This is a genomic window from Gemmata palustris (genome assembly GCF_017939745.1).
Classification (GTDB): Bacteria; Planctomycetota; Planctomycetia; order Gemmatales; family Gemmataceae; genus Gemmata; species Gemmata palustris.
The window spans coordinates 3,949,206-3,965,483 of the sequence record NZ_JAGKQQ010000001.1; the positions used below are offsets into that span (position 1 = coordinate 3,949,206).

At 67.0% G+C, this 16,278-nt stretch carries 14 protein-coding genes and 1 pseudogene; 7 read left to right on the forward strand and 8 right to left on the reverse strand.

What is annotated here, in order from left to right:
• Positions 1 to 7: 7 nt before the first annotated feature.
• A complete protein-coding gene (locus J8F10_RS16280) occupies positions 8 to 2,209 on the reverse strand; it encodes a flagellin N-terminal helical domain-containing protein (RefSeq protein ID WP_210655330.1) in 2,202 nt (733 codons plus the stop codon).
• 224 nt (positions 2,210 to 2,433) lie between these two features.
• Positions 2,434 to 2,757, reverse strand: coding sequence for a hypothetical protein (locus J8F10_RS16285; RefSeq protein ID WP_210655332.1), 324 nt, complete (start codon positions 2,755 to 2,757; stop codon positions 2,434 to 2,436).
• Positions 2,758 to 2,926: 169 nt separating this feature from the next.
• Here J8F10_RS16285 and J8F10_RS16290 point away from each other — a divergent pair, with 169 nt between their 5' ends.
• Complete coding sequence (locus J8F10_RS16290; protein WP_210655334.1) at positions 2,927 to 5,179, forward strand: tetratricopeptide repeat protein; 2,253 nt, start codon at positions 2,927 to 2,929, stop codon at positions 5,177 to 5,179.
• A 212-nt stretch (positions 5,180 to 5,391) separates the two neighbouring features.
• Positions 5,392 to 6,561 carry an FAD-dependent monooxygenase gene (locus tag J8F10_RS16295; protein ID WP_210655336.1) on the forward strand — a complete coding sequence of 390 codons (1,170 nt, stop codon included), beginning with the start codon at positions 5,392 to 5,394 and terminating at the stop codon, positions 6,559 to 6,561.
• 3 nt (positions 6,562 to 6,564) lie between these two features.
• On the opposite strand, the gene J8F10_RS16300 is transcribed toward J8F10_RS16295, so the two are convergent.
• From J8F10_RS16300 to J8F10_RS16320, 5 genes and pseudogenes are all read right to left on the reverse strand, one after another.
• Entirely contained in the window at positions 6,565 to 7,038 is a 474-nt protein-coding gene (locus J8F10_RS16300; RefSeq protein ID WP_210655338.1) for a DUF4190 domain-containing protein, read from the reverse strand.
• Between the two features lie 107 nt (positions 7,039 to 7,145).
• A complete protein-coding gene (locus J8F10_RS16305; RefSeq protein WP_210655340.1) occupies positions 7,146 to 7,907 on the reverse strand; it encodes a hypothetical protein in 762 nt (253 codons plus the stop codon).
• A 171-nt stretch (positions 7,908 to 8,078) separates the two neighbouring features.
• On the reverse strand, positions 8,079 to 8,912 hold the full coding sequence (locus J8F10_RS16310; RefSeq protein ID WP_210655342.1) for a TIGR03009 domain-containing protein: 834 nt from the start codon (positions 8,910 to 8,912) through the stop codon (positions 8,079 to 8,081).
• A 116-nt stretch (positions 8,913 to 9,028) separates the two neighbouring features.
• Positions 9,029 to 10,114 (reverse strand): annotated as a pseudogene (locus J8F10_RS16315) (hypothetical protein); the annotation flags it as partial.
• The gene (locus J8F10_RS16320; RefSeq protein ID WP_210652645.1) at positions 10,063 to 10,332 is read right to left on the reverse strand and encodes a hypothetical protein; all 270 of its coding nucleotides are present in this window, start codon (positions 10,330 to 10,332) and stop codon (positions 10,063 to 10,065) included. The pseudogene J8F10_RS16315 and the gene J8F10_RS16320, both read right to left, overlap by 52 nt.
• A 289-nt stretch (positions 10,333 to 10,621) precedes the next feature.
• On the opposite strand from J8F10_RS16320, the gene J8F10_RS16325 reads away from it, so the two are divergent.
• Both J8F10_RS16325 and J8F10_RS16330 read left to right on the forward strand, forming a co-directional pair.
• On the forward strand, positions 10,622 to 11,230 hold the full coding sequence (locus tag J8F10_RS16325; RefSeq protein ID WP_210655344.1) for an RsmD family RNA methyltransferase: 609 nt from the start codon (positions 10,622 to 10,624) through the stop codon (positions 11,228 to 11,230).
• A gap of 148 nt (positions 11,231 to 11,378) precedes the next feature.
• On the forward strand, positions 11,379 to 11,720 hold the full coding sequence (locus J8F10_RS16330) for a hypothetical protein (RefSeq protein WP_210655346.1): 342 nt from the start codon (positions 11,379 to 11,381) through the stop codon (positions 11,718 to 11,720).
• A gap of 15 nt (positions 11,721 to 11,735) precedes the next feature.
• On the opposite strand, the gene J8F10_RS16335 is transcribed toward J8F10_RS16330, so the two are convergent.
• Positions 11,736 to 13,217: an alpha-amylase gene (locus J8F10_RS16335; RefSeq protein WP_210655348.1), complete on the reverse strand. Its 1,482-nt coding sequence runs from the start codon at positions 13,215 to 13,217 to the stop codon at positions 11,736 to 11,738.
• 405 nt (positions 13,218 to 13,622) lie between these two features.
• Between J8F10_RS16335 and J8F10_RS16340 the strand changes: the two genes are divergently transcribed.
• The 3 genes from J8F10_RS16340 to J8F10_RS16350 all read left to right on the forward strand — a co-directional run bounded on the left by J8F10_RS16340 (position 13,623) and on the right by J8F10_RS16350 (position 15,813).
• A complete protein-coding gene (locus tag J8F10_RS16340) occupies positions 13,623 to 14,198 on the forward strand; it encodes a PEP-CTERM sorting domain-containing protein (protein WP_210655350.1) in 576 nt (191 codons plus the stop codon).
• 98 nt (positions 14,199 to 14,296) lie between these two features.
• Entirely contained in the window at positions 14,297 to 15,106 is an 810-nt protein-coding gene (locus J8F10_RS16345) for a M90 family metallopeptidase (RefSeq protein ID WP_210655352.1), read from the forward strand.
• 149 nt (positions 15,107 to 15,255) lie between these two features.
• Positions 15,256 to 15,813 (forward strand): hypothetical protein, encoded by a 558-nt coding sequence (locus tag J8F10_RS16350; protein WP_210655354.1) that lies wholly within the window; start codon positions 15,256 to 15,258, stop codon positions 15,811 to 15,813.
• The last annotated feature ends 465 nt before the right edge of the window (positions 15,814 to 16,278 follow it).

Consider the following 16,278-nt stretch of genomic DNA (forward strand, 5'->3'; position numbering starts at 1 on the left):
CGATCGCTTAGCCCCGGAGGAGCTGGGCGACGAGGGCCGTCGTCTGGTTGGCGTTGCCGAGCACCGTCGCACCGGCCTGTTGCTGCGTCTGGAGGCGGGTGAAGTTCGCGATTTCGGACGCGAAGTCCGTGTCGCGGATGACCGACTGGGCCGCGGTCGTGTTCTCCAGGGTGTTCCGCAGGCTGTTGGTGTTGGACTCGAGGCTGTTCGTCTGGAAGGCCCCGAGCTTCGCACGGATCGTGGACACGTCGGTGATCGCCTGGTCGATGATCTTGATCGCGTCCTGGGCCCCGTTCGAGGTCGTGACGTCGATCAAGCTCAGGTCGGTCGTGGCGATGTTGTTCAGGCCGCTCACCCCGGTGCCGAGGCGGTCCGCGGTCACCTTGTCGATCGAGATCTTCGAGAACTCACCCGCGTTCGCACCGATCTGGAAGCTCAGCGAGTTGTCGGTCACGTTCACCGTGTTGCTGCCCGCGGTCGCCTTCCCGCCGGCCACCCCGACGTTGAACGTCAGGCCGGTGGTCGCGTCGCCCAGGGTCACCGCGTTGCCCAACCCTTGCGAGCCGGTCGAGACGGTGCCTTCCGTCGCCCCGACGAACACCCGGAGGGCGTTCCCGGCGATACCGACGTCGGCCGAGCCGTTGCTCACGCCGGTCACCGCGGCGGTCGCGGCGGAGTCGGACTGGATGCTGATCGCGGCCGAGCCGAGCACGTTGCTCTGGATCGTCAGCTTGCCGCCGACGGAGCCGCTGACCGTGAACTTGCCCGAGCCGCCGCCGTTGGCGGAAGCGTTGTCCAGGGCCGCCTGCACCTTGCTCACGATGGTCGCGGAGCTGTCGCCGGTGGCCAGGGAGACCACGATCGAGGCGCTGTTGGTCAGGCTACCACCAGAGAGGGTCAAGGTGCCCGAGCCCGTGAGGGCGGCGCTGGTGATGTTGTTCGCCCCGGTGCCGCGGCCGCCGGTCGCGGTCCCGTTGGTCACCGTCGTGCTGCTCACGCTCGCACCCGTGGTGCCGACCTGGGCGGTGGTGGCGATCCCTGTCGCCGTCGCCGGGGCCGTCGTGGTCGAGGTGTTCGCGGCCCCGGCCACGGCCGTGATCGCGGTGCTGCTGAGCTTGCTGGTGATGACCAGCGGGGCACCGGTGCTACCGCTCACCGTGAAGTTGCCCGACCCGGCGGCCGCATCAAGGGCGGCCTGGACCGTGGACACGACCGTGGCCCCGGTGCTGGTCGCGGACAGATCCACGACGACGCCGGCGCTGGCCAGCCCGCCGCCCGTGAGGGTCAGGGTCGCGGTCCCGGCCGCACCGGTGAACGGCGTCGAGGCGGCGAACCCGAGGGCGGTCGCCACGGACGCGGCGCCCGCGCCACCGAACGTGACGGTGACCGCCTGGTTGCTGTCCTCGGCGATGATCTGGAACTGGGTCGCACCGCCACCGGTGTTGTTCACCGTAAAGCTGCTGCCCAGGGCCCCGCCGACGGCTGCTGCGATGGCCGCCGCGTTGTCACCGTTTTGGATGTTGGCGACGACCGAGCCGCTCAGCCCGCCACCACTGATGGTGATGGTCGCGGCCCCAGCCGCCGTGCCCGCCGTCACGTTACCGCCGGACGCCAGCACCGAGCCGTCCAGTGCCACGTTCGCCAGGTTACCCGCACCGGTGATCGAACCGCCACCGGCCGCACCCACCGCGATCGTCTGGTTGCCGGTCGGGGCCGTCGCACCGGCCTTGATCTGGCCCAGGGTGCTGGGGTTGGTGATGGAGGTCGCCAGAACCCCGGCCTGGCCGTTGAGCAGCAACTTGTTGCTACCGAACTTGGTCGTGTTCGCGATGTTGTTGATGGTGCTGAGGGCGTTCGTGATTTCGGACTGGTTCGCGGCGAGGGCCGCGGAGTCCTGCACGCCGCTGTTAGCGGAGTCGAGGGCCAACCCGCGGGCCTTCGTGAGCAGGGTGTTGAGTTCGTTCAGCGCGCCTTCGGCGGTCTGCACCAGCGAGACGGCCTTGTTCGAGTTGTCGATGGCGGTCGTGAGGCCGGCGATCTGGGCCCGTTGTTGTTCCGAGATCACGAGGCCGGCGGGGCCGTCCGCACCGCGGTTGATCTTGAGGCCGGTCGAGAGCCGTTCCAGCGACTTGGACAGCGCGGTGCTGGTCCGGTTCAGGTTCTGCTGTGCGTTGAGCGACGCGTTGTTGTTGACGACTGACAGGGCCATTGCAGGGCACTCCGAGTTGGATGTTTTTTGCGGGCCGGTGAGTCCGTCCCGTCTGCATGAGTTATCGAAGTCGGCACTCGAAATTTGCCCCCGATTTTTTCGTCACCCCGCCCCGACGTGTGACACACTGTGTCCCGAAATCCGGCGCCCAAAACGCCGACGGCCCCGGAGAGCAGATTGCTCTCCGGGGCCGCGGCGTTTATGTCGTTTTGTCGGTCCGCGAACTACTCGACGTCGGGGGCCGGGAGCACGCCCGCACTCACCATAGACCGGGCGGCGGCGGCGGCGGCTTCGGGTGTATTGAAGTCACCGGCCGCGAGCCGGGCCGCGGCGACCGCGACGACGTCGGGGCGCACTTCCGGGCTCTGGCGGACGGCGGCCAGCAGCGTGGCCAGCTTGCCGGTCAGCGCGAACTCTTTCGTGCTACCGGGTTGGGTCGCCGGTTGCGGCGCTGCGACCGGGGCCGCATCGGACGTGCGGTTAGCGGACCGGACAGCGGGGGTTTGTTGGGGGGCGGTTTGTTGGGCTCCAGATGGTTCGATTCTCATGGCTCGACTCGCGGTTTCAGGTGTGGGTGCCGGTGTTCGCGGCCTACAGAAATAGTTATCGAGTGGGGTTGGGAAAATTTGCCCCAAATTACTGGCAATAATCCCGAACGCATGTTTTCGATCATACCTTTGGTGCAACCCCCGTACAACTTCAACCGGTTTACCCGCCATGAGCGACACATTCACTCCACCTCCCCCGTCCGCAGAAGCGCTCGCGGCGTGGGCCGCGGCCGAGGCCGAAGCCGAGCGCGAACTCGCCGAAGCGGACGCCGCGGCCGCCGCAGAAGCCGCGGCCGCTGCAGCCAAGGGTAGCAGCGCCCCCGCGGCCCCGAGCGCCCCAGTACACGGTCGCCGCCCCCCACTATTCGCCCGCGTGCTCGGGACCGCGGGGCGGTTCGCGGGCGCAGCCCTCTTTCTGGTATGCGTGGGTGGCGGAGTGGCCGGGGGAATCGCGTACACGAACAAAATGAAGCACGCGGCAGCCGAAGCCGCCGCGGCCGAAGCTGAGGAACACGCGGCCGCGCACCCGGAAGGCGCGCACGCTCATACTAAGGGCGGACCGGGGCACGGACCGGCGGACACGTCCCTCGCGACCCGCATCGACACGCTGATTCGCTCGGCCTCCTTCCCCGAAGCGCTGGAGCTGGTCCGCAGCGCCCCGCGCAACACGTTCGGCCCCGACGCGGGTCCGCTCGCGTACCGCGAGGCGCTGTGCCTCGAGGGGCTCGGGAAGTGGAAGGACGCGAACGCGGCGTTCAAGAAGGCCGAGGCCGATACGAATGTGGCCGCGTCGGCGCGGGCGCTGCTCGGCCGGGCGCGCTGCGCGATCGCGACGGACGCGCCGCAAGAGGCACGCGCGATCGCGGACCGCGTGCTGCTCCGCTCCGGGCACCCGGAGTGCCGGGGATCAAAGGTTTACGAGGACGCGCTCCACCTGCGGGCGCAGATCGCGGTGCGGGAAATCGGCGGCGGGCGCGCGATCGACGCGCTCAACGCGGACGCGCTCGCGTGGCCGGCCATGCACGTGACCGCGGACAAGTGCCTCGAGTGGCTCCCGACGGAAGCCGCGCCCGTGAGCCCGGTCCCGGACGCCGGGCGCGACCTGGTCGAGTTCCGCCGCAACGCGGAAGCCCAGGGCGCGCCGGAAGTGACCGTCCGATTGTCGGTGCGCCCCGCGATCCAGGTCGTGCGGGCCGTCGCAAAAGCGGCGGGACTGACGGTACGGGCCGAAAACGATGTCGTCACGGCCCTGACCGCGACCGTCGGGCCGGTCGAAGTGGAGCGCCTGCCGCTCGGCGAGGTGCTCTCGGCGGTGACCGAGCGGGCCGGGGTCGTGTGGGACATTCGGGGCGAAACGCTGGTCCTCACGCGCGGCACCCGCGCCACCGACGCGGACGCCACGGCCGACGCGCTTCGGCGCATCGTCGCGCTCGCTCCGGAGCACCCGGCGATCGGGGCGACGCGGGTCACGCTCGCGAACGTGGATCTCCGCGCCGGCCGGTTCCGGGCCGCGACGCTCGGGTACAAGCAGGTGCTAGAAAACGCGGGGACCACCCCGGAAGTGACGCACGCGGCCTATAACCTGGGCCTGCTCGAACTCAAGGACGGGAACCGCATCGGCGCCCGGGCCCGGTTCCTGGAAGTCATCGACCGCGCGCCGGGTACCTACTGGGCGGACACCGGCTGGTACTGGATCGGGCGCACGCACCTCGACGGCGACGCCCCGGAACTGGCGCGGCGCGCGTACCTCACCGCGCTCGACGGCGGCACGAAAGACACGACCTCGGCCGCCGCACTCAGCATCATCGTGTGCGACCTGCTCGCCGGCAACGACGAGGGCGCCACGGAGCGGCTCCGCGACACCCGGTTCAGCACCCGGGAATCGCACGCGAACGTGGTCGCATTCTTCGAGGCGCTCGTGCAGTACCGTATTGCCCCGACCGAGAGCCGGCGCGAGCGCCTCCTCGCCGCGATCCGCAGCGCGGATGAGGCGCGCGGGCTCGGGCCGGCGGGCGCGTACTTCATGGGCCGGGTGTACCTCGAGCTCGGGATGGCGCAGCAGATGAGCGACCTGTACGACGCGACCATCGAAACCGCCCGCGGGCCGATCGCGCTGCGGATGCTGTTCGACACGGCCGAGCGGTTCGACCGGCTCAACGATCGCAAACTGGCCCGGTCGCGGTACCTGGCGATCGCGGCCGCGGACCCCGAAGGGTTGGGAGCACTGGCGGAACTGCGCCTGGCGGCGATGGCCGCGCGTGAAGGTCAGGGCGCGGACGCCGTGCGCCGGTGCCAGGCCATTGTGAACCGCCCGGGCGTCCCGCGCGCGGAACTGCTGACCGTCATGGGCCGCGGGTACGAGCTCCAGCGCAAGCACGGGCTGGCCGCGGAGTGCTTCGCGGGCCGCGTTCCCAGCGAGTGACATAGCCCTCCCCTTCCCCGCGGCCCGGGCCGCGGGGATCGGTCCGCATCATTTCAACACTTCGCACACCACTTCACCTCTTGAATCGCTCCCGTTCGCGTGGGTCCGTGCTTGTCGCCCCTCGCGCGCACTTCAACTGCGCCTGCCACACCCGGCGCGCGTTCGTATTTCGTACTTCGGGCCTCTGCCGCGTTTCCGAACGGGAGGAACAAGTGCGCGTCATCATTATTGGATCGGGCATCGCGGGCCTGTCCGCCGCGATCGCGCTCCGAAAAATCGGCGCGGAAGTCGCCGTCTACGAGCGCGCGCCGGAACTGCGGGAAGTCGGCGCAGGAATCAGCCTGTGGGCCAACGCCCTCCGCGCGCTCGACCACCTCGGGGCCGGTGATTCCGTGCGCGCGGTTTCCCTGCGCATGGTTCGCTCCGAGGTGCGGGGGCGCAGCGGGCGGAAGGTGCAGCTCGGGACGCGCGCCGACGATCTCGAGCGCACGTTCGGCGTACCGGAGTTCGTTCGCATGATCCACCGCGCGGATCTCGTCTCGGCGCTCGCTGCGCACGTGCCGCCGGGCGCGGCGCGGTACGGTCAGGAGTGCGTCGCGGTCGAGGGCGGTGGGGCCGGCGCAAAGGTCCGATTCGCAACGGGCCACAGCGACGAAGCCGATGTCGTAATCGGCGCCGACGGGATTCATTCCGTCGTGCGGACCGCGATTCTCGGTCCCGAAGCGCCGCGGTTCGCCGGGTACACCTGCTGGCGCGGCATTTGCCCGCGCCCGGAGGGCGTGGAACCGGGGTACGTCGGTGAGTGGTGGGGGCGCGGGAAGCGGGTCGGCATCACCACGCTGCCGGGGGACCGCGTGTACTGGTGGGCAACGAAAAACGCCCCGCCGAACGGCCACGAAGCGGACGAACGCGCGTTCCTCGCGTCCGAGTTCCGCGACTGGGCCGAACCCGCGCCCGCGCTGTTCGCGACCACCCCTCCGGACCGCATCTTTCGTAACGACATCATCGACCGCCCGCCGGTGCGCGTGTGGTCGAAGGGCCGCGTCGGTGTGATCGGCGACGCCGCGCACCCGACCACGCCCAACTTCGGTCAGGGCGGGTGCATGGCGCTCGAAGACGCCGTCGCGCTCGCACGGTGTTTGGCAACGGCCCCCGACCCGGCCCGCGGATTGGAAGCGTTCGCCGCGGAGCGGTACCCGCGCACAACGGCCATCACGCGCGAGTCGCGGCGGTTCGGGGCGCTCGGGCAGCGAGAAGGGCGGCTGTTGTGCTGGGTCCGCGATCTGGCGGTCGGCGCGCTCGCGCCACTCGTCGCGACGAAGGGGTTCCTCAAATACGCGAGATTCGATGTCGGTCCGCTCCCGGCGCCGGCCACGGCGTGACCGTCACTTGATCTTTCCGAGAGCGGCCACGACCAGGATCGTCACGAAAATGGCGCTGAAAAGCCCCCCCATCACGATGGCGAAGATCGCGCGCACCTTCCCGTCGAGTTTCGGGTTCTTCTTCAAATGCACGAGCGCCAGGATACCGAGTAGCAGCGCGAACGGGGCCGGGAGGCACAGCACGGAGATCAGCCCGACGTAGCCCGCGATGATGGCGAGAGCCGAGGTGTTGAGGGGCACGACCATCTTCAGCGCCGGGTCGTACTCGTCCTCGCGGGGGCGCCGGCGCGGGCGCGGGTAATCGTCGTCGCCCTCGTCATCGTCCTCACGGGAGCGCCGGCGCCGCGGGCGCTCGTCGGGTTCGTCACCATCGGCGCCCCGGCCGGCCCGGTCGCGCGGGGGTTGCGGACCTTCGGGGCGCGGCGGTTTCCGATCCCGCGGGCGGTCCTCGGGCAGAGGGGTGTCGTCGTCGGGCACGGCGGCTCCTGGTTAGTTGGTGAAAGCGCGTGCGGAATTGGTGAAACGACGGAGCCCGCCCGGTTCACCGGACGGGCCTATCGTCTACTCAGTAACCGGCGCCGGGGTCAATCCTTCTTCGGGAACGTCGGGCGCAGTTTGGCCGTGTCGAACGGCTCGCCCACGAGCCCCTTCCACGCGGTCTTCTGGGTGCCGTCGAGGGCCTCTTCGATCTTGGCCCACGTCTCCTTGCGGAGCTTGTCGACCTTCTTGTTCGCGGCCTCAAACTTCTCCGGGTCGATTTGCTTGCCCTTGCCACCGCCGCCGGCTTCCGCGAAGAGTTCACGGCTCTCCTTGTTGAACTCGTCGACGAGCCCCTTCACGGTGCTCTTCTGCGCGTCGCTCAGTTTGAGGGCCTCGGCAACGTCCTTCATGACCGCCTTCTGCGCTTCGGTCGTGCCACCGAAGCCCTTACCCTTGCCCTTGGCTTCCGGGTCGTTAAACACGGTGAAGTTCATCACCTGGATCGAGATCTGCTTCAGCCGCTTCTTCTGATCCGCGGTCAGCGTCTCGTCCACGACCTTCTTGACCTCTTCGGACACCTTCGTCCGCTTCTCGTTGAGCTCGGTGAACTTGTCCTTGTCGAAGCCGCCCTTGAACGCGCCCGCGAATTCCTTGTTCATCTCGGTCTGCTTTTCGACCGCCGGCTTGAACTTCTCCTTCTGCGCGTCGGTTACCTTGATCTCTTCCTGGAGGGCCGCGTTGGTCAGCACCAGGGTGGTCACGTCTTGACCGCCGAACCCGCCGCCACCCCGTCCCGGTTGGGCCGCAACAACAGTGACGATACCCGCGGCCAGCACGGCCGCCACCAAACACCGAATTGCTCGCATGACGTCCCCTTGGGAGTAGAGGTGAATCGTTCGCCGGCGCAAGGTACGAGTCCCCGTCGGCTGCCCACATCGTTACGCCGAGAGGGTGAAAGGGGAATGAGAAAGTAGCAAAATGAGCGAAGCCCGCGACCTCGGTCACGGGCTTCTCACAAATACGATCCGCGGGGAGCGTTACGGTTTGCCCGGGCGCACCGCACCGCCGGCCGGGACCGTACCGCTGTTGCCCACGGGCGCCGGCGGGGCCTCCAGAACCTTCCACCCCTTGATGTCAACGAACTGGAAGTGTTTCGCCTCCACGCCCGGGATGTCCACCTGCGTGTTGGCGAACTTCCACACTTCGACGTCGTCGTTCGGCTTGAGCATGTACACCTGGGCCGGCAGGTACGCGAACTTCGCGGTGTTCGCCCCCGGCCCGTAGAGGGCCAGGCGCAGGTGCTTGAACTCGCGCTGGTCCTTGCCCAACAGCGGCTTGATGTCCAGGTAGATGTAGTTCTCGTCGGTCTTGAAGAGCGCGATGTCGAACCGCTCCTTCACGTCCTTCGCCTTCATCCCGGAGAGGAAGTCGATCATCAGGTTGTCCACCCCGGCCCCGGCCTTCGGGATCTTGAACGCGGTGATCGTTTTGGCGACGCCGTTGTAGGCGTACACGGCCTTGCCGTCGCAGATGTACGCCTCGTAGTCGGTCTTCGTCGGGTCGCCGGTGTTATTGAGCCGGAGCACCGCGTAGTTGGGCTTCATGCACAGCACGACGGAATCCGGCCCGCCGAAGGTGGTCGTCTTTTTGAACACCGCGTCGGTGCGCGCCAGTGTCACTTCCGTCCGGAAGTTAATCACGCCCGCCATCTTCTTTTCCCACTCGAGGAGGTACGCATCGAGTTTGGGATCGGCCTTCGGTTGCGCCGCCGGGGGCGGGGCAACGGGTGCGCCGGGCACCGCGGGCGGCTGTGCCCACCCCGCTGAGCCGGCGACCAACAGAGCAGTTAGGGTGAAGCCAGCGGATCGCATCGGAAGCACCTCCTCATTCGGTACGGGCGGACAAACCGCCGGAGCCTTATAGCTTCCCACCCGCGCCGGGAAAAGGCCGGACCGGGAAGGGGTGTCCCTGTAGATTTTGGCAACGCTCAAGCGGCGGTCCAGAAGTCGTGCCAGTCTGGGGTCTCGATGACGGCCGCCAGTTCCACCAGCGGCCCGACGTGTTCCACGCGCCACCGCGCGCCGGTTAGTTTCATCCGGCGATTCACCAACTGCTTCACCGAACCCTCGATTAACCCGCTGCCGATACTCCGACCATTTGCCAGCCGTTGCGCGTAGCCCAACCGCGTCGGGTGCGAGCCGAGGTAACGCGCCAACGCCCGCAACACGTCTCCGTTGGATTCCGACGGCAACGCGCCGAACGTATCGGCGATCCACCGCTCGATCCCGGCTTTCCCATCCGTCACCACGGCCAACAAGGCGCTCTGCCGACGAGCGGTCGCCTCCGCCGTCTCACCCCAGATCGCCTTCACCGCAGTCCCGATGTGCTCGATCGCGTGATACACGTCCAATACACCGGCGGCCTGGGGCAACACATCGGCCGCCAGATTCCAGATCCACTCCGCGCCGTCACCCAATACCGTCACGTCGCTGGCGGTGGTCACCTTCAGGCGATCCGCCTCCGCTCGCACGCGCTCCGCGAAAATGCTCGCGCCCTCGACGTTGGCCACCACGGTCCGAATCGTTGGGGGCGGCAACACGCGGTCGCTCCACTTTTCGGGCGTCGCGGACTTCCCCCGCTCTCGCTTGCAAACCACGCCCAACTTGATGTCCCGCCATCCGGTCGTGGTGTTCACCTTCCCGGCGTCGATTTGCACCTCGACGACTCCCCCGGCCGTTGCGAATCGTTCGGCGTCGGCGCGATGCTCGCGGGAGGCCCTCAGACTCTTCGCGGCGGCGTGTGTGAGTTGGCGAATCACCTCGTCGTCTAACTCCCAACCGGCCAACTCACGCAGCGTTACTTCCGCACGCGCAAAGGAATCCCTCGCACCGGCCAGAACCGCCATCCGCTGTGCGGCGGTCGTTACATACCCCTCGGCTCCCAGAACGGCATCGGCCGGGAACGCTCCGCCATCGGCGCGGATGGCGTACTGACGGCGGAGGCGGATGCGCCCGAGTGCCGTCAAGAGCCAGCGGGGGCGTCGTCCTTTGAGCCTGCTGCCCGACTTTTTTGGGAAGCATCGGTGGTGTCGGCGCGACTCTGGACGGCGGAAGCCAACGTGTCGCGGACGAGTTCGCGTCCGGAGTCGAGGGCGACTCGTTCACAAGCGGCCAGTACCGTACCATCGGGAGCGGTGGCACCGACGTGTCGCATCTGAGCGAAAAACGCCAGCGCCTGCTCCAAAATCAGTCGTTCCGCGTCGGTCTGGTACTCGATGGTTAGCGTCGGCATCCGTGCCTCCCAGAGTCAAAAAGTGCAAGGACCAACAGCCTAACCACTACCGCCTGCCAAAATCTACAGGGACACCCCCGGGAAGTGACGATTTCCCGCGAAACTGATCCAAATCGAGCCCCCGCAATAACATCTTTCGCGCCGGTCACTTCCGGCCCCAACTCGGAATCCGGGGCCGGAACTTGGAACTTCCTGGGGCGGGTGGACTTGTAGCGGGTGTGTCGGGTGCGGATAGTGATTTGATGGGGAGTTAGCGAACTCGCCCCGCAGTCACCGTGTCCAAACAACTATGCTTGAAAAAACACAGGTTCGGATCGTCGCCGGGTCGCTCCGCGGCCGGAAGCTCACCGTCGTGGTTCACGACGGGATGAGACCCACCCCACAAATGGTGCGCGAGGCGCTCTTCAGTATTCTCGGCAACGCGGTGCCGGACCGCGCGTTCTTCGACATCTTCGCGGGGACCGGCGTCGTCGGCCTGGAAGCGGTGAGCCGGGGGGCGGCGTCCGCCCGCCTCATCGAAAAAGACCCGCGGCAGAGCACCGACATCCAGAAGTACGCGGAAGAGTTCGGCATCGCCGACAAGGTGCAGGTGCTGAAAGCCGATGCGTACCGCTGGGCCGAGCGCTGGCTCCCGCCCAAGGACGCGGTGAACCTGTTCCTCAGCCCGCCGTTCCCGGACCTGAGCGAAAAGGCAGAGGAGTTCCTCGCACTGGTGAACGTGCTTCTCGCCAAAGCCCCGGCCGAGTCCGTGCTGACGATCCAGGCCGAAGAGGGCTTCCCCCTCGAGCGCCTGCCCGACCCGCCGGCGTGGGACATTCGGAGTTACGGCCGCAACATGCTCCTCTTTTATGTCGTTCCCCCGCCCGGCGCGCCCGCCAATCCATCGGCTCCCGCCTGACGATCCACGGGGGTTTGGCACCACCCGCGTTGGCGCTCGTGATTCGCCGGAGCCTCTTGGCGAATCACGAGCGCCAACGCGGGTGGACTTTTCCAGCCCCGAGAACGAAACGATCCTACTGCGGCTATCGAATCAGAGCGGGAGAGAGATGAACTTTGCGAACAGCCTGCGCGCCTACGGCACGTCCGAATTCCGCGCCGCCGTAATCGATCAACTGGAGAAGAACTATAGCGCGTTCCCCCTGGGCTCCGCCTGTAGCCGCGGCGGGTACCCTCAAACGGGCGCAGAAATCACGATTCGAGAGGTCAGTGTCAGTAACGAGCGCATCGCCGTGGAATTCACGGTCCGCTTTAACGAGGCCTTCAGTTCGGGGTGCTCCGAGGCACCTTGTGAAGTCGCGCGGTGGATCGATTGCCGCGCTTTCATTCGGAAGGACGACGGCTCCGCCACTATTGAAGCCGTCGAACCCGAGCGCCCGGAAGAGTTTTGATCCGCGACCGCCGGCCTATTCCTGCACCCAAACCGAGACCGATCCGCCCGGACACCGGAACTCACCGAACCCGTCGTCATTGACCACAACCGGCTCCGCAATGTGACCGGTGACATCGCGGAACGTTGTTCCCCCCGGGCGCCCCGTCCCCATCCACTTCGTGCCCTCGGACTTATCGCTCAAGAGCACCGCCATCGCCTTCGGGTGCGCCTCGTCGCCCATCCGCACCCACCCGATCCGGTTCCAGTGGTCGAGGTAATCGACCTGCTCGCCGTATGCGCACTCCTTGCGCGCCTTCAGGAAAACGTCGATCAGCACCCGGTGCGAGGGCAGCACGACTTTGTGCCGGTTCCCGTCGCGCCCGAAATCCTCGTACTCGGCGCCGTAATAGTCCGGGTAGAACAGGCACGGGTACCCGTCGCGGCGCAAAAGAATGGCGGCATACGCGAGCGGGACGAACCACGGCTCGATCACCGATTCGAGCGACTGGAGCGGCTGCGAGTCGTGGTTGGTCACGAACGTGACCGCCTGCAGCGGGCGCTCCTTCACGAGCGACCCGTCGAACAGTTGGCGCATGTCGTAGTTCCCGTTCGACCGGCTCGCCGCGTGGAAGTTGTAGTGCAGCGGTACGTCGAACGCGGTGAACAGCGGCCCGGCCTCGTCCAGGAACCAGTGCAGTTCGGCCAGGTTCCCGGACCAGTATTCCGCGACCGTGAACAGCTCCTTCCCGGTGTGCTGGCGCATGTGCTCGAGCCACGCCGGGAAGATCGGGGCCGAGATGTGCTTGACCGCGTCGAACCGGAACCCGTCCACGCCGGTCGTGTCCACGAACCACCGGCCCCACCGGTTCAGTTCGTCGTTCACCTCTTGCGACTCGAAGTCCAGGTCGGCGCCCATCAGGAACGCGTAGTTCCCGAACTCGAGCGACGTTTGGTCGTCCCACGCCTTGCCCTCGAACAGGTACACGGTGCCCCGGTCCTCGGGCTTGTTGTGGTCGTAGTCGCACCCGTCGAAGTGGGTCCAGTTCCACGCGAAATCGGAGTGCGCCTTCGCGCGCCCGGGGAACGTGAACGAGGTCGCGGCTCGGATCTCGACCGGCTCGCCCTTCGGGGTGCGGCGATCGTCGGCCGGGAACGGGGTCGCCCTCACCGTCTCGAACCCGTCGGCCCCGAGGCGGTGGTTCAGGACGATGTCGGCGTACACGCGGACCCCTGCCCCCTGGAGGGCCTTAATCGCCGCGAGGTACTGAGCGCGGGTTCCGTACTTGGTGCGCACGGTCCCCTTCTGGTCGAACTCGCCGAGGTCGTACAGGTCGTACACGCCGTAGCCGACGTCCGTAGCACCGTTAGTCCCCTTCGAGGCGGGCGGGAGCCAGAGGGCGTCGACCCCGGCCGCGGCCAGTTCGGGAGCTTTTTGAGTCACCTCGTCCCAAAACGCACCGTCCTCGCGCGTGTACCAGTGAAAGAACTGCATCATGACGGCGTTGTGCTCGCTCATCGGCGCTCGATTTGTGAAAACGTGACCAACGGGCAACCTGCTCGGCGTCGGTCGAACTCGGATTAATGGGAATAAATCAAGCGGCCCCGGTAATCGCACACCGGGGCCGCTTCGAGAATCGGCTTACAGCACGCGGCGTGCCGAAATTCGCCCTCGACGTTCTGTGCGACACGTTCGCTGCAGAATTTCTGAAGGAACGCGAGCCGAGCACACTCACACAAAAAGCGAGAACTTGAGTTCCCGCCGGGGTCGTTGGGACTCGCGGATGCGAGGTACCTCTGCACACCAAACAGTCCCGACGACGCGCGGGTTGCAGTTGACACGATTTCCGAGTTTCCCTAAAGCCCCGGCTCGCGCCGGTCTACCGACGCAGATGTCGCCCCACCTTGACGGAAAGAATCCCCCATGTTCCGCATCAGCCGGATCGCCCTGGTCCTCGCCGCGGCACTCGCGACCACTCCCGCTTACGCGGGGCTCGTCCCAACCACCGTCACCGTTACGCCCGAGGGCGCGGGTTTCCGGTGGACGTATGCAGTGGTCCTGCCCAGTGACATGAAGCTCCAGGCGGGAGATTACTTCGGTATCTACAACTTCCACGGGCTGATCGATGGCTCCGGGGGCGCGCCCGACGGCTGGACCCTCTCGACCCCCGCGGTGAGCCCGCTCCCGCCGAACGTGAACATCTTCGACGACCCGACCGCCCCGAACCTGATCTGGACCTACAACGGGCCGACGATCCCGACCGGTCAAATCGGGCTGGGAAACTTCTGGGCGTCTTCGCAGTACGGGTCCGGTGAGTTGAGCCTGTTCGTCGGGCGCAACGCCCGCTCCGGCGACGGGACGTATGACACGAACATCACCGAGGTGACGGTCCCGACCGGCAGCGCCCCGCCGGGCGTACCGGAGCCCGCGACGATCGCACTCGTCGCGCTCGGTTTACCGCTGGTCGGGCTCGGCCGCTGGCGCTTCGGCCGGAAATAATAGCTCGATCACCAAACGACACGGGCCGGGAATACCCGGCCCGCCGTTCCCGCTCGGACGGGTCCACCCGCCCGACGCTCACGCGGTACAATAGCCGCATGCTGTTCTCCTGGCTCCGCACCCGCCGCCGGCGCAAACTGCTCGCCGAACCGTTCCCGCTCCGGTGGACCGGGTTCCTCGAGCGGAACGTCGGGCACTACACGCGACTCTCCCCCTCCGATCAAGCACAACTCCGGGACGCGACCCGCGTGCTCATTGCTGAAAAACTGTGGCTCGGGCGCGGCGGGCTGTTCATCACCGAAGAGATGCGCGTCACCATCGCGGCGCAAGCGGCCCTCTTGCTCCTCGGCCCCGATCGCGGTTATTACCCGTGGGTGCGCGAGGTCGTGGTGTTCCCCACCGAGTTCCGCACCCCGGTCGCGGGCGACGACTGGGAAGACGACCTGCTGTCCGATCAACCCCTGGCCGGGCAAGCGGTCGATCGGGGGCCGGTGCTGCTCGCGTGGGACGAGGTGCTGGCCGAGGGGCGCACCCCGGACGCCGGGTACAACGTCGTCGTCCACGAGTTCGCCCACCAGCTCGATTTCCGCCACGGGGTCACCGCGGGCGCCCCCGACCTCGGCGACCGCGCGCTCGAAACGCGGTGGCGGTACGTGATGACCGTCGCACTCGAGGATCACCGCCGGGCGCTTCGTGAGAACAACTCCGGTACGCTCTTTACCCCCCACGCGGCCGATAATGAGATGGAGTTTTTCGCCGACGCGACCGAAGCCTTTTACTGCCGCTCGGCGGCCCTGAAGCGGTTGCACCCGGAAATGTACTCGCTCCTCGCGGCGTACTACGGCATCGACCCGATCACCCGGTTCGGGACCGGGAAACGGGAAGATAAATTCAAGATTAACCCCTGACCCGTCCCCGAGCCGAAACCAATCCTGACTGGCGCTTCCCGCCTTTTTTGTTGCGTTCCGCGGTGTCAATAGATATTGCACCGGGTCTGATACGCGGAGTCGTACCGGCCGCGGTTCGGGGAACGCCAGTTCGACTGAGGGAGCCGTTCGTGGACATACCACCACACGTTGGGGCGCGCGGGTACGAGCGGGACGCGCCGCACGCGCCACACGAGCCACACGAGCCACTGTTCGGGCGGTACATCCGCATCGACCTGACCGGGCGCCCGGACCTCGAACCGACGTTCGACGCCGTCGCCCACTTGGTCGCGTGCGGCCTGCAGGCGGCCGAAGTGGTGCCGTTCTCCCGGGTCGCGTGGGCGGTCCTGGTCTTCGGTGTCGAACCGAACGAGCGCGAGCGCATCACCGAGGTGCAGCACCAGTACGCCGCCATGTGGGAGCGCGCCCCCAATTTGTGGCCGAAACTGCGCCAGCGCGAGAGCGTGTTCAGCGTGTGGTTCATGGACCGCACCGCGCGCCCGTTTCTCGGCTGCGTGTGCGAAGAATCGCCGTGGGACGTCTGGGTTTCCGGGCGCGACGTGCGCGAGGAGCGGTCCTTTCGGAAGCTGCTCGCCAGCGGGGAACCGCCCATCCTGATGGCCCTGAACGCGGTTCACCCTGCGGAATTCAAGGGCGCATGGGGCACGGGGCTCGCGCGGGCCGCGTAGCGGGGCTCTCGGGAGTCCGCGCGGCGTTCGCTCGAGCCAGAATATCTCCTACATTCGGACCGTCGTTCACGGTTGTGTGACCGGGCACGTGCCCAGCGCCGCATAAAACCAGGCGGATGGTCTGTTGCGCCCGGACGAAAACGGTACCATCAGCGTAGCGGTTATCCGACCGCTCTCGATCTCGAACAGGGGCGTGTGATGGCGAAGGGCAACAACTCTCAGGGTAAGGAAAAAAAGAAACCGAAGAAGGACGCGAAAAGTGCGCCCGCGAAGGCCGCTCCGCCACCGAAGAAAAAGTGACCGCACGGCGAAGGCTCCACACAATAGCCGGGCACCACACGCGGGTCGGCAACGGAAAGCCGACCCGGTGGGCGTGTCTTCCGGCTCGCTAAACGGGCCGCCCCCTCCAAAATCCATCTAAAACTTAAGTCAGTGTGCAGATCAGGCGACGCCCCTTTTGCGGCA